Origin of the sequence: Micavibrio aeruginosavorus EPB (assembly GCF_000348745.1) — a bacterium.
GTDB lineage: Bacteria > Pseudomonadota > Alphaproteobacteria > Micavibrionales > Micavibrionaceae > Micavibrio > Micavibrio aeruginosavorus_A.
This window is the reverse complement of sequence record NC_020812.1, coordinates 279,023-292,388: the sequence shown is the minus strand read 5'-3', so window position 1 is coordinate 292,388 and position 13,366 is coordinate 279,023. Positions and strand designations below refer to the sequence as shown.

The 13,366-nt window shown below is 56.4% G+C and carries 11 protein-coding genes; 8 read left to right on the top strand and 3 right to left on the bottom strand.

What is annotated here, in order from left to right; all coding sequences use genetic code 11:
* Positions 1-508 precede the first annotated feature (508 nt).
* From A11S_RS01230 to A11S_RS01220, 3 genes are read right to left on the bottom strand one after another with little or no spacing between them, the layout of a single operon-like run.
* Positions 509-1,240 carry a hypothetical protein gene (locus tag A11S_RS01230; protein ID WP_015466655.1) on the bottom strand — a complete coding sequence of 244 codons (732 nt, stop codon included), beginning with the start codon at positions 1,238-1,240 and terminating at the stop codon, positions 509-511.
* Positions 1,241-1,297: 57 nt separating this feature from the next.
* Complete coding sequence (ubiA, locus tag A11S_RS01225) at positions 1,298-2,197, bottom strand: 4-hydroxybenzoate octaprenyltransferase (RefSeq protein WP_015466654.1); 900 nt, start codon at positions 2,195-2,197, stop codon at positions 1,298-1,300.
* 7 nt (positions 2,198-2,204) lie between these two features.
* Positions 2,205-2,813 carry a hypothetical protein gene (locus tag A11S_RS01220; protein ID WP_015466653.1) on the bottom strand — a complete coding sequence of 203 codons (609 nt, stop codon included), beginning with the start codon at positions 2,811-2,813 and terminating at the stop codon, positions 2,205-2,207.
* A 105-nt stretch (positions 2,814-2,918) separates the two neighbouring features.
* Between A11S_RS01220 and A11S_RS01215 the strand changes: the two genes are divergently transcribed.
* The 8 genes from A11S_RS01215 to A11S_RS01180 all read left to right on the top strand — a co-directional run bounded on the left by A11S_RS01215 (position 2,919) and on the right by A11S_RS01180 (position 13,306).
* Positions 2,919-3,644 (top strand): 16S rRNA (uracil(1498)-N(3))-methyltransferase, encoded by a 726-nt coding sequence (locus tag A11S_RS01215; protein ID WP_015466652.1) that lies wholly within the window; start codon positions 2,919-2,921, stop codon positions 3,642-3,644.
* A 101-nt stretch (positions 3,645-3,745) separates the two neighbouring features.
* Positions 3,746-5,194, top strand: coding sequence for a S8 family serine peptidase (locus A11S_RS01210; RefSeq protein WP_015466651.1), 1,449 nt, complete (start codon positions 3,746-3,748; stop codon positions 5,192-5,194).
* A gap of 3 nt (positions 5,195-5,197) precedes the next feature.
* Positions 5,198-6,673 (top strand): S8 family serine peptidase, encoded by a 1,476-nt coding sequence (locus A11S_RS01205; RefSeq protein ID WP_015466650.1) that lies wholly within the window; start codon positions 5,198-5,200, stop codon positions 6,671-6,673.
* Between the two features lie 140 nt (positions 6,674-6,813).
* Positions 6,814-7,377 carry a hypothetical protein gene (locus A11S_RS01200; protein ID WP_235067903.1) on the top strand — a complete coding sequence of 188 codons (564 nt, stop codon included), beginning with the start codon at positions 6,814-6,816 and terminating at the stop codon, positions 7,375-7,377.
* Between the two features lie 177 nt (positions 7,378-7,554).
* On the top strand, positions 7,555-8,400 hold the full coding sequence (coxB, locus tag A11S_RS01195; protein ID WP_015466648.1) for a cytochrome c oxidase subunit II: 846 nt from the start codon (positions 7,555-7,557) through the stop codon (positions 8,398-8,400).
* Between the two features lie 40 nt (positions 8,401-8,440).
* On the top strand, positions 8,441-10,120 hold the full coding sequence (gene ctaD / locus A11S_RS01190; protein ID WP_015466647.1) for a cytochrome c oxidase subunit I: 1,680 nt from the start codon (positions 8,441-8,443) through the stop codon (positions 10,118-10,120).
* A gap of 160 nt (positions 10,121-10,280) precedes the next feature.
* Positions 10,281-11,747, top strand: a complete 1,467-nt coding sequence (locus A11S_RS01185; RefSeq protein ID WP_015466646.1) for a S41 family peptidase — start codon at positions 10,281-10,283, stop codon at positions 11,745-11,747.
* A gap of 23 nt (positions 11,748-11,770) precedes the next feature.
* Positions 11,771-13,306: a S41 family peptidase gene (locus A11S_RS01180; RefSeq protein ID WP_015466645.1), complete on the top strand. Its 1,536-nt coding sequence runs from the start codon at positions 11,771-11,773 to the stop codon at positions 13,304-13,306.
* Positions 13,307-13,366 lie beyond the last annotated feature (60 nt).

Sequence of the window (13,366 nt, the reverse complement as noted above, 5' to 3'; positions counted from 1 at the left end):
GAAAACCCCGCTAAAGAGCGGGGTTTTCTTTTTTCAACTTCCAGCCTCTGACTGCTTTATAAAACGCATAGAAGCATATAAAAATCGTTGGATTGAGCATTAATATCAAAATTCCAAAACTGGTTATCTCTCCACCATCATACAAAACAAAACCTCCTCGCCGCGAGGTTAGATTTATGCTCTCCGCACGAGACATCGATAAATAAAAATCTGCGCAAAAAATCGCAAAAAGTACCGCAACCCATATAGTAGGCACACGAATGAATCTCACACAGACAGTGTAACTAAGAACAACCGGCGTAGCCTTAATTATCGCGCTCAAAAATGACAGGTACAAAAGCAAGAAGAGCGGATTATAAACGGGATGATGCGCATAAGAGCTCCAAAAGAAAAAAGCCTCTTTCAATATCCAAAGAAAATACCAGAAAAGAAAAATATAAATCTCCCCTGGAAAAAATCTCTCTCTATTGATTTTTAGCCCCAAAGCACCAGCGTCCTTCGTATAATTTTATACCTTCGGCGTCATCAACCCAACCCGGTTGCTTTCACCACGCATGGTGGCGACGATGGCGCGGGCCTCCATCAATTCGTCGCGCGATGTGACCGCACGGCTGGAAATGCGGATGGAGTGGACGGGGCCCATATCCTGTTCACGGACGGTTCCATCCTGTCCCAGCAGAGCGGCCTTGAGCGGGTTTAAAACCCAGTCACGCACGCGATCCTTCAAACAGGCATAGTGCCGCAGGGCCGGGGCCCGGTCGATCATGGCGGCCCGCCCCGCGATATCGCGGGACATGAACCCACCGACAACAGCCGATTTCGGCAATGTTTTCATCATCGTCGCGCAATCATCCAGCGCCCGGTCGGTATCGGCGATCAGATCATCAATTTCATCCCGGCCCGGCACAGGGGCCAGGCTGGCCATGTCGAACAATTCACGCACGCGCAGAGCCACAGGCGGCAATTCAAACGGATCGGAAAAATACGGCATCAACACCGGGGCCAGCGGCGGATGTTCCAAAATAGCCCGGGCCAGCATAATGTCCTCGACCCCCAGATCGAGGCGATCAAACCCCTGCCACGACAGCGTCTGCATGACGTTGCCGTCTTGGGCATTCTGGCGGATGACGTCGACGTTCAACACACGGTGGGCCTGCATCGACACCGCCTCGACCCGGGCGCGAAACGCATCGGACAGGCGGTAAATATCGGATGATGGGGCGTAAATCTGGCTGGTCACGTTTGTTCTCCCTGTATTTTTTACAAGGATCGCACACGCCGAACAGTTTGTGAAGAGTTAGAGGAGCGTCGCCAACCCCACCGCGGCCAGAACCAGCAACCCGAAATCGCGGTTGGAGCGGAAGAATTTCAAACTGCTGGCCGGGTCATTCATATCCCATGCCTTCACCTGCCATGCCAGGTGCATCGCAGCAGGAATAAGCGTCACAATCCCCCACACCGATCCAATGGCCAGCGCCAGCAGGATCAGGGTCAGCGTATAAAACCCGGCAATCCAGATGCGGCTTTTTTCACCCAGAAACAACGCGGTGGATTTGATCCCGATGCGGGCATCGTCTTCTTTGTCCTGATGGGCGTAAATCGTATCGTACCCCAACGTCCAGAAAAACCCGGCGGCGTAGAGATACAGCGCCGCCATATCCACCGCCCCCGTCACGGCGGCCCAGCCCATCAGCGCACCGAAATTAAAGGTCAGGCCCAAAAAAGCCTGCGGCCACCATGTAATCCGCTTCATCGCCGGGTAAACAACAATAAACGCCACGGACAACACCCCCAGCAAAATGGCCGTGATGTTCAGTTCCAGCAGGATCATCAATCCGATGCCGAGCAACGCCCCCAGCAACACACACGCCGCCGGAACCGACACCGCACCGGACGCCAGCGGGCGCACCGCCGTGCGCTCCACCTGTGCATCCAGCTTTCGATCCCACAGATCATTGATCACACACCCCGCCCCGCGCATCACAATCGCGCCGATAGCGAACAACGCGATCAATTTCCAGTCATAGGGATTCATGGCGGGCACGCCACCCGCCGCCAGCACAATCGCCCACCAGCCGGGCAGCAGCAGCAGCCACGTCCCGATCGGCCGGTCCAGACGCATCAACAAGGCATAGGGGCGCACAAATCCCGGAAGATATGCGATCCAGCCTTGGTGACGAATATCGGTGTGGGTCATAGGTGTCTCAGGATGGGTGATGGTGGGTTGGGCAAATGGTTTCCAGTTTTACGCGCTGCGCCTTTTCAACGCAATCGGCATAGGTTTTTTCGAAATGCGCCCGCGATTCAAACCCGGTGTCCTTATAAAGTTGTTCATTGGCCGGATCCAAGCCAGCGCACTGCATACATTTATCCAGAACACCAACAAAATCCCACGGTCCAAATCTGGTCGCCATCTGCGCGCCGCGCGATTCAACCCATGTCAACGCCATCATCACAACATCATAGCCGTAATTTTCAAATGCCTGTTTCTTCACCTTCAACGGCGCAAACCCGGCATCGGATTGCATGTCACCGCCGAAACGGGCCAGCACCTCGTGCACGTTCCCCATATTGGTTACCAACGCGGCAATCAAAAACGGATCATGGCTTTTGTCCATAACGGCCAGATCATCCACAACCCGGTCCCATGTCGCCGCGGCGGCGGCCAACGCACATTTGTTAAATTCGCGTTTCGTGATGCCCAACAGGCGCGGGGCCTTGTCATACGGCACCCCCTCCGCATCCAGATGCCCCAGCACGGTGATAAAGGCGGTCCGGTATTCACGCATGGCTTGGATGGATCGTTTGGTCATGGTTTGCCCCAAATTTTTTAACGAATGCGGATTAGAAACCAATTCCCGAGAAATATGTCAACCACCGATAGACAACCACCCGATTTTCATGGTGATATCCCATTCATGACAACCGATTTCAAAAAATGGCCGCGTTTATTTCTGGATGCCGCGCTGACCGCTGGGGCGGAGGCGCCGCTGTCGCCGGATCAAACGCATTATTTTAAAACCGTGATGCGCCGCAAGGATGGTGATTGCGTCCGCGTGTTCAATGGCCGCGATGGCGAATGGGCATCAACATTTCATTCCATCGGCAAACGCGATGGCGCGTTGCATATTGCGGACCTTCTGATCCCGCAAACGCCTGCCCCGGCCCCGGCCCATCTGTTCTTCGCCCCGATCAAGAAGGCGCGCATGGATATGCTGATTGAAAAGGCGGTCGAGCTGGGCGTCACCGACCTGCACCCCGTCCTGACCCGCAACACCGAAGTGCGCGATGTGAATGATGAACGGCTGCGCGCGCAGATGATCGAAGCCAGCGAGCAATGCGAACGGATGGATATACCCACCCTGCACCCGCTGATCGCGCTGGACCGCGTGCCGGGGATCTGGTCCGATGACACCCCGATTTTCGCCGCGCTGGAACGGCAGGGCGATACGCCGGACCTGCAAACCCTTCTGAGCAACCGCAGCAGCTTCGCCATCCTGATCGGGCCAGAGGGCGGGTTCACGGCAGAGGAAGCAACAATCTTGCGCAAAACCGCACCCTTTACCCCCGTATCGCTGGGCTCCAGCATTTTGCGCAGCGAAACAGCCGCGCTTTATGGCTTATCCCTATGGCGCGGGCGATAATTTTGCCCTGAAGGCTTGCCTTCCCCCGCCCCTTTGCCCTAACGTCCCCTGCGTCCGGGTCCGGCTTATAAAGAGACCCGGGTCAAACAGGGACTGGTTTAGTGAAAAAACTTTCATCCATCTTTGCCGCCGTGGCGGCGGTGACAGCATGGCCCGCAATGGCCCCCGCAATGGTCACAGACATGACCGTGCCATCCGCCCATATCGAGGCGATGACGCGGCTGGTGCGCGATTATCGGTTTTTCCACCATCATGGCCAATCGGCCCGCGACATCGTGGCATGGCGCATCCGGCTGAATGGGTTTTCCGACGCGGCTATTCCGCCGATGATTGATGACGAATCCTATCACGGCATTGAAAAAAGCCCGTACATCCAGACCTTCAAAATTCTATCGACCAGCGCCATTCCCGACCCCGATTTGCGCACGCCGGATGCGGCGACACTGGCCCCGATCTGGTCCGCCAGCGATACATTGACCATCGCGGCCACCGGCAACATGGGCAATTATGTTTGCACCGGCAAAAAACAGACGGTCGATGAATGGCGTTTGTTATTCTGGCAACGGATTACGCCCTACACCTTCGCCGACAGTTTTATGAAGGTTGGCGCGGTCGAGCTGGATGGCACCATTTCCTGCTATTCATCGGAAAACGCGCCGGATCTTTTGTATCCGCAGGGCTATGCTCAGGGGTTCTGTAATGATTATTACATGAACCAGGACGAAATCGACGCCATGCGCAAAACCGTGCGATACAGCACCATGACACCGCGTGAACGGATGATGGGCGACCGATTGTTCCGGGCCCACCCCGATGCCGGGAAACAGGTTTGCAACATCGAAGGCACGTCGTTTTCCGCACCGAATGTCAACGGCCACCTGACCACCCTGCGCACCAAATTCCCACAGGCCACGGATACGGATACTTACGTCACCGCCCTTCTTTCATCATCACAGGACACAATCCGCATCGGCACGGATCAGGATGCGCATTATTTCCGCGCCCAATCGGCCACCAACGCCATCGGCCTGCATTACAATATGGTCAGCGGCTTTGGCGTGTATGATCCGGAAAAACACGAACAATTGCTCGAACGCCTCACCCGCGAAAACAAACATTTACCGTCACGTTTCATACACGCCACCAAGGGCGCGGTGAACGAACCGGACAATGCGGATCGCACCATCACATTCCATGTTGATGATGCGGCGGCCGCCGTTCGCACAATTGTCGAATTTCGATTAACACCCCATTCCACGTCCAAAGACGATATTCTGGAACAGGGATTACCCACCCATGCCACGTTGGTCTCCCCTGCGGGGACGGCCATCCGCCTGCCGGTGGCGACGGAACCGCTGTCGTTAAGCGATGTCGACGGATACCGTATGGCCATCGCCGCCCCCGCTTTTCTGGGGGAGGGTACCAAAGGCACATGGACGCTACGCTTGCCGCGCGGCGAATTTCTGACGCCGAAAATTGGCGATGCCGCCCTTTATATCTGGGGTACGGATCGTGCGACGTTAAACACTTTCCTGCCAAAGGGGCCGTAAACCATGGCCCGTCCGTCCGCCCTTCTGCGCGCCATTGGCTGTGCGACACTGGGAACAACACTGACCGCTTGTTTCAATCATGTGGTTCAGCCGGATTATTCATCCATTCCGATTGTTCCCGTCGCCCATATTGAACCCGCCACGCGGTTTCTGACGAAAGACCGGATGTTCACCCATCACGCCGCATCGGCGCGGGGCATTTTTAAATGGCGGATTGAAAAAAACGGGCACCACGCCTCCGTTATTCCGCTGATCGACGAAGATGCCTATGACGGGATTGAGGGCAAGGATCACCTGTTGCGTTACAAGGTCGTATCCATCTCCAGCACCCCATCCCCATTCGACAAAACACCGCGCCCGGAGGCCGAGCAGTTTTTATCCTTATGGATGAAAGCCGACATCAACCCGGTTATCGCCGCCGGGAATGCCGGCAACAAACTCTGTCCGGAAGAACGCAATTACGATGCCCTGCGCCGCCAGATGGTCAGCGCCTATTCCTACGCGGACAGCGCGTTATTCACCGGGGCCGTAACGCCGGATAACGCCGTCACCTGCTATACATCCGAAAACGCGCCGGACATTGTGTATCCCACCGGGTACAAACAGGGTTTTTGCAATGCCTATTACATGACCCAGCGCGAGATTGATGATTTCCGCGCCACCATGACCACGGGCGAGAAGGAGGGGACCAAGCTTCAATGGGCCCTGATCCACGAAGTTTTTACCGCCCACCCGGATGCCGGAAAATTAAATTGCGACATTCGCGGCACATCGTTCGTATCCCCAAACGTCGCGGCCCATATCGCCACATTGCGCAGCCGGTTCCCCATGGCAACGGATCAGGATATACGCGCAACCGCTTTGCTGTCCGCATCGCAGGATGATTTGATCACCGATCCGGGGCAGGATGGTGCATATCTGAAACAATCCATGGTCCGCAACGCGCGTGGATTACGTCACAGCACGTTGACCGGGTTCGGCATATACGACCCGGACAGGCACGAGAACCTTCTGCGCCATCTGCGCAACAATGGCCAGCACATTACACCGACACTGGTCCGCCATAGCGGTGATAAAAATATTCGTTTTGATTTTCAACGCAACGCCCGCCGCGTCAGCATGCATGTGCCGGACAGTGCCGCCACCTTGCAAACCATCTTTGAATTTCGTGTGACGCCGCAAACCACTTCGCCGTATGAAATTTATCAAAACGGCCTGCCCGAAGACGTTTCGCTGATTTCCCCGTCGGGGACGGAAGTGAAATTGCTGGCTGCTTGGGACCGGCCCAGCCTGGCCGACCCGCGTGGCATGCGCCTGGTCGTATCGACATCCGCCTTTCTGGGGGAGGAGACGAAGGGCACATGGACCCTGATCCTGCCGCAAATGTATTTCGGCACGCCGGAAGTTACCGACGCCAAACTTTATATATGGGGCACGACCGGCCCGGCCTTGAACAGCCTGATCGAATTAAAACCATAACACCACCCTTTCTATCCCAAACTTCCGGTGCACAACTTCGCCATGCCCCGTTGCCGGGGGCGGGGCGAATCGGGTATCCATTTGGCCCCTGAACCGCCCATCAAGAAGGCGCAGACAAAACCGAACCGATGGGTGTGATCATGTCCGTAGAAGCGCGTGCGTTTGCCGCTGTAAAGTCTGAACCGACTTTGTCTGTGTACAATCCGTTGGATTCCCTGACCCATCTTGGCAACGCCGTCCGCACATTGGACAGCGTTCTGGACAGCCGCGGGCAAAAGGACATCGTCGACCCGGTCCGCCGCGATCTGGTGTTCGTGCGCAACACGCTGGCCGTTTGTTTTGACATATGGCAGGACGACGTGATGCGCCGCCTGACCCGCTCACGCGACAATATTTATGTCTATTCCCTAACCCTGGACCAGGCCGAAGACATGATCCGCCGTCTGATCCCCGGATTTGGCAAGGCCGCAGCGGATTTGCGCCGGATGGATATTCCATCCCTGCTCCACATCCCGTCGGTGATCGACAATGTTGCGGATGAAGCCCGGGCTTATGCCACCAACAGCCGGGCCGGGTTGAAACGCGCCCTGGCCCGCCCAGTGCAGCTTGACACCTACAATGTTATGGAATTTAAAGCACGCGCCCTGCCGTCCTTGGTCACCGCTGTGGCTGCGGCTGTCTTTCAACCGGCCCGCCACGGTTAATTCCGCGCTGCCCCGCCAGCCCTTTATCCAGCCCCTTATATTACCATAACGCAACAGGTTTTTGCGCTTCCCCCTTGCGCTGACCACCCCTTTCCGTGTATCAGAAAGGCGTGATTAAGGCGCTGTTTGTGCTGAAAAATATCACACTCCCGATCCTGTAACATGAAGCTCTTATCCATGCGCATTACAACTCTCTTATCCCTTTTCCTGTCCGCTCTGGTTTTGATTCTGCCGTCTGTTGCGATGGCGGCTGACAATCTGGCTCATCCGACGCAACTTGGTATGCTGCCCGCGGTTACGCCGTCGGCAACGGAAATTCATAATTTCCACCACCTGCTGATGATCGTCATCACCGGGATCGTGTTGTTCGTGACGGCCCTGCTGGTGTTCGTCATGGTTCGCTTCAATGCGAAGGCCAACCCGACGCCGTCCACCACGACGCATAACGTGATGCTGGAAATTATCTGGACGTTGGTGCCGGTGATCATCCTGATCATCATCGCCGTACCGTCATTCAAACTGCTCTACTACGTTGATCGCGCGAAAGAGCCGGAAATGACGCTGAAAGTCACGGGTTACCAGTGGTATTGGGGCTATGAATACCCGGATCAGGGTGGCGTGGCGCTGACCGCGAACATGCTGAAGGATGACGAGATTGACCCGGCCAAGGGCCAGGTTCGCCTGCTGTCCACCGACAACCCGGTCGTGGTTCCGGTTGACACCACCATTCAGGTTCTGGTCACCGCACAGGACGTGATCCACAGCTTCGCCATGCCGAACTTCGGTATCAAGATCGACGCCGTTCCGGGCCGTATCAACGAAACCTGGATGCGCATTGAAAAGCCGGGCGTTTACTACGGTCAGTGCTCGGAACTGTGTGGCATCAACCACGCGTTCATGCCGATTGAAATCCATGCTGTCAGCAAGGAAGATTTCGCCGCATGGATTGCCCGTCAACAGGCTGACCAAGGCATTGAAGCCCCCGCAAAAGACGCGGGCGCAGACGCCGAATCCGCTGAATAACAACCGTTTTTCTTAAAAAGACCAAAAGGAACGCGTAACCATGAACGCTCATACAACACACCATGATGATCATGCTCATGATCATAAACCTGGTTTCTTTACCCGGTGGTTCTGTTCAACGAACCACAAGGATATCGGAACGCTGTACATCATCTTCTCGATCGTGGCTGGCCTGATCGGCGGCTTCTTCTCGATGATGATGCGGGCCGAATTGCAAGATCCGGGCCTGCAGCTGGCGGCTGATGGCCAGATGTGGAACGTCTGGATCACGGCACACGGCCTGATCATGGTGTTCTTCGTTGTTATGCCTGGCTTGATTGGCGGGTTCGGCAACTGGTTCGTTCCGTTGTTGATCGGCGCGCCGGATATGGCGTTCCCCCGGTTGAACAACATTTCGTTCTGGCTGATGGTTCCGGCTTTCCTGCTGCTGGCCTGCTCCACCCTGATCGGTGTTGGTGCGGGAACGGGCTGGACGGTGTATCCGCCGCTGTCATCCACGCTGGGGCACCCGGATATGTCGGTGGATATGGCGATTTTCGCCCTTCACCTGGCCGGTGCGTCATCCATTCTGGGGGCGGCCAACTTCATCACCACGATCTTCAACATGCGTGCGCCGGGCATGACCCTGCACAAAATGCCGTTGTTTGTCTGGGCGATGCTGGTCACGGCCTTCCTGCTGGTCCTGTCCCTGCCGGTTCTGGGTGGCGCCATCACCATGCTGCTGACCGACCGTAACTTCGGTACCTCCTTCTTCAAACCGGAAGGCGGCGGCGACCCGATCCTGTTCCAGCACTTGTTCTGGTTCTTCGGTCACCCGGAAGTGTACATCATGATTTTGCCGGCCTTCGGTATCATCTCCCACATCATCTCGACCTTCTCCAAGAAACCGGTGTTCGGTTATCTGGGCATGGCGTACGCGATGGTGGCGATTGGTGCCGTTGGTTTCATCGTCTGGGCGCACCACATGTTCGCGGTGGGTATGGATGTTGACACCCGTGCATACTTCACGGCCGCAACGCTGATCATCGCCGTTCCGACGGGGATCAAAATCTTCTCCTGGATCGCCACCATGTGGGGCGGGTCGATTGAATTCAAAACCCCGATGCTGTGGGCGATTGGCTTCATCTTCCTGTTCACCGTTGGCGGTGTGACGGGCGTGGTTCTGGCCAACGGCGGTATGGATCTGGCGTTGCACGACACGTACTACGTCGTGGCCCACTTCCACTACGTGCTGTCGCTGGGTGCTGTGTTCGCGCTGTTCGCCGGCTTCTACTACTGGATCGGCAAAATGTCTGGCCGTCAGTATCCGGAGTTCCTGGGCAAGCTGCACTTCTTCATGACCTTTATCGGCGTGAACCTGGTGTTCTTCCCGCAGCACTTCCTGGGTCTGGCCGGTATGCCGCGCCGTTACGTGGACTACCAGGCTCCGCTGCCGCCGGAACACCTGCAAGGCTTCTTCGTCAACCCGATTGAGAAGATCCAGTGGATCATGACACAGGATTACGGGTTCCATTTGTGGAACTATGTGTCATCGCTGGGTGCCTATCTGGCCGGGGCGTCGACGATCCTGTTCGTGTTCATCGTGTTCTACACCCTGTTCTTTGGCCGCCGCGTTGGCGACAACTACTGGAACAACGGTCCGCAGAGCATGACCTTCGAATGGACCCTGTCCTCCCCGCCGCCGTTCCACCAGTTCGAGGTTCAGCCGACGGTGAAATAAGCGGTCAACCGATTGAAATTAAAGAAAAACACCCCCGTTTCGGGGGTGTTTTTTTATGCCCCGAATCAGGGGGACAAATGATTTGACAGAAGCGCCACACGAGTCCTAGGATCAGGCCCTTCAAACAAAAAAAGAATAACTTTAAACAGGGATACATATTATGCGCCTGCCATCCAAGAACCTGTCCGCCCTTTTTCTGACCACGGCCATCGGCCTGGGTTTAAGCGGCTGCGCCACGACCAACGACACCGTAGCCGACGCACCGAAGGCCTCTGACCCGGTGACCACGGACGTCAAACCGCGCGCCCTCTCTCCTTATACGATCGACATGGGCAGCCGCGAAGAATATGAGCGCATCATGGTGTACGGGATTGCCCGCCGCCTGGCCGAAGACAATTCCGTTATGCCGCAAGCCCGCGACCGCGACAAAATGTTGCAGGGCGCGGTTGACGGCATGCTGAAAACGCTGACCCCGCATGACGCCTATATCACCGCAGAAGACATGAAGGGATATATGAGCGGCAAACCCGAAACCCTGAAGGGGATCGGCGCCGGGCTGGAAAAAGAAAAAGATAAGGGCCGGATCGTCGTTCAAAGCCTGGTCGAAGGTGGCCCGGCGGAAAAAACAGGCCTGCAAATTGGTGATGCGATTACCCACATCAACGGCCAATCCATCCTGGACATGGATATCACCAAAGCCATCGACCTGATCCGTGGGGAAAAAGGCACGCCCGTCACGCTGGATTTTGAACGCGACGGCAAACCGCAAAGCTTGACCATCATCCGTGACGAAGTGGTTTTGAAACCTGTGGACGCCAAATTGATCGGTGACATCGCCTATGTCCGCCTGGCCAGCTTTATGGAAGGGGATGTCGATACACAGGTCGCCGATGCCTTCAAAAAGCTGGAAGCCAAAGCCGGGGCCAAGCCCGTCAACGGTTACATTCTCGACCTGCGCTATAATGGCGGTGGCCGATTGGACATGGCCGCGGAAATCACCGATCTGTTCGTGGACCCGCAAGACATGCCGATCGTCGATATCCGCGGCGCAAACGGCGTGGTCAAACATGCCTGGACCGCCGAACAGGGCGACATGCTGAACGGCAAAAACATGGTCGTTCTGATCAATGGCGGGTCGGCATCGGCATCCGAAATCGTCGCCGGCGCGTTGCAGGATTTCAACCGCGCCACATTGATCGGCACCCCATCCTTCGGCAAGGGCTCCGCCCAGGCCATCATGCCATTCGGTCGGTTTATTCCGGGCCGCGAAGACGGTATCAAAATCACGAACGCGCTGTACCATTTGCCCACGGGCCGGTCGATACAAAATATCGGCATCACCCCGGACATTCTGGTCGAGGGCATTGATGAATCGAACATCAAACACGAACGCGATTTGGCCAACAACGTCGACAACCCGAACGGCGATACCGAACAAAAACGCACCCAAACCCACACCTGCACCATCAAGGACGGTGTGACGTGGAAAACACTGGGCCGCGATTATCGCTGGGGTCGCGACGATGTCGACAAAGCCTTGCTGTGTGCCATCAAGCACCTGAACAGCACAACGGGCACGGCATCGAAAAACGCAACGATTACGCCGGTTCAACAACCGAAGCCGTAACTGAACCGAACAGGACCAGACCAATGACATTGAATTCGAAAATTTTGCGCTCCGCATTTCTGGCGGTGGCACTGGGTGCTGGCGTTTTTGGCTGCGCCACGGTTAAGGACGCCAACGCCGAGCGCCCGACCATGGACACAGACACGGCCACACCCGCGGCAACTGCGACAGAAACTCCGGTAGCCCCTGCCCCCATCGCCGCGCCGCCCCCGGAAGAGGCCGAAACCGCCCCGAAAATCATCGCCGAATCCCCGGATATCGGCCCGCAATCCGAGCCCGTCTTCATGATCCCCATGACCATGAGCGAGATGACGATCATTGACCTCTACATGACGATCCGGGGGGTTCTTCAAGCCCAATCCGTGCATGACGTGGACCCGGACCAATTAAGCAAGGGCGCCATCGACGGCATGCTGAAAACGCTCAGCCCGCACGATTCCTACCTGACACCCGAGCAACTGGATGTTCTCAAAGGGAATGAAAAACCCAAAACCGGGGTCGGTGTGATTGTCAGCGTGGAAAAGGATATTGGCAGTATCCGCATCATCGAGGCCATCAAGGGTGGCGGCGCACACAAAGCCGGATTACAGGCAGACGACCAGATCATCGCCATCAACGGCGAAACACTGACCAAAAATAATTTTAAAACTCTATATGAATCAATCGGCGGTCCCGCCGATACGACAGTGTCCATCCGCGTCCGCCGCGATGATCAGGATCTGGATTTCACCATTACGCGCGCCCCGTTCACGATTCCATCTGTATCCAGCAAGATGATCGGGGATGTGTCCTACGTCGCGCTGCGTGATTTCCTGCACGATGACAGCCCGAAGAAAATCCAGACCGCCCTGACACAGGCCGCGAAGCATAATCCTGCGGGCTATATCATCGACCTGCGCTCCAACACCGGGGGTCTGCTGGAACAGGCCGCCACGCTGGTCGATATGTTCGTCGATTCCACGGATCCCATCCTGACCGTTCGTAAACGCGGCGGTCATATTGCCGAGACGTTTAACGCCACACCGGGCGATATGCTGAATGGTAAGAAACTGGTCGTGTTGATCAATGACGGCTCGGCCTCGGCATCGGAAATTCTGGCCGGGGCATTGAAAGATTTTGGTCGCGCCACCATCATCGGCACGCAAAGCTTTGGCAAGGGGTCGGTCCAAATCGTCCTGCCGTTGAGCGTGAAATTCCCCGACCGCAAAGACGCCATCAAATTTACCAATGCCCTGTACCACCTGCCGTCCGGGACGTCCATTCAAGGCGTTGGCATCATGCCGGACATCTTGGTCGAGGGCGTTGAAGACGTTTTCCCCGAACATGAACGGGATTTGGAAAACACACTGGACAACCCCGAAGGCACAACGCCTGCGGTCCAACCCCAATCCACTTGCGCTATCAACGACAATGTCACACCCGCCACCGTCATTGCCGATGCCCGCATCTCCACCAAGACCGTGGACAAGGCCCTGCTCTGCGCACTGGACCATATCCGGGGAACACCCAAACAGACGACAACCACACCGGTTCCGCCAGCCCCCCAGCCCGGCGTATAACCGGCAATACACTGATATAGCAACAGAAGACCGCTGGCCCTCATATTGAGGGCCAGCATT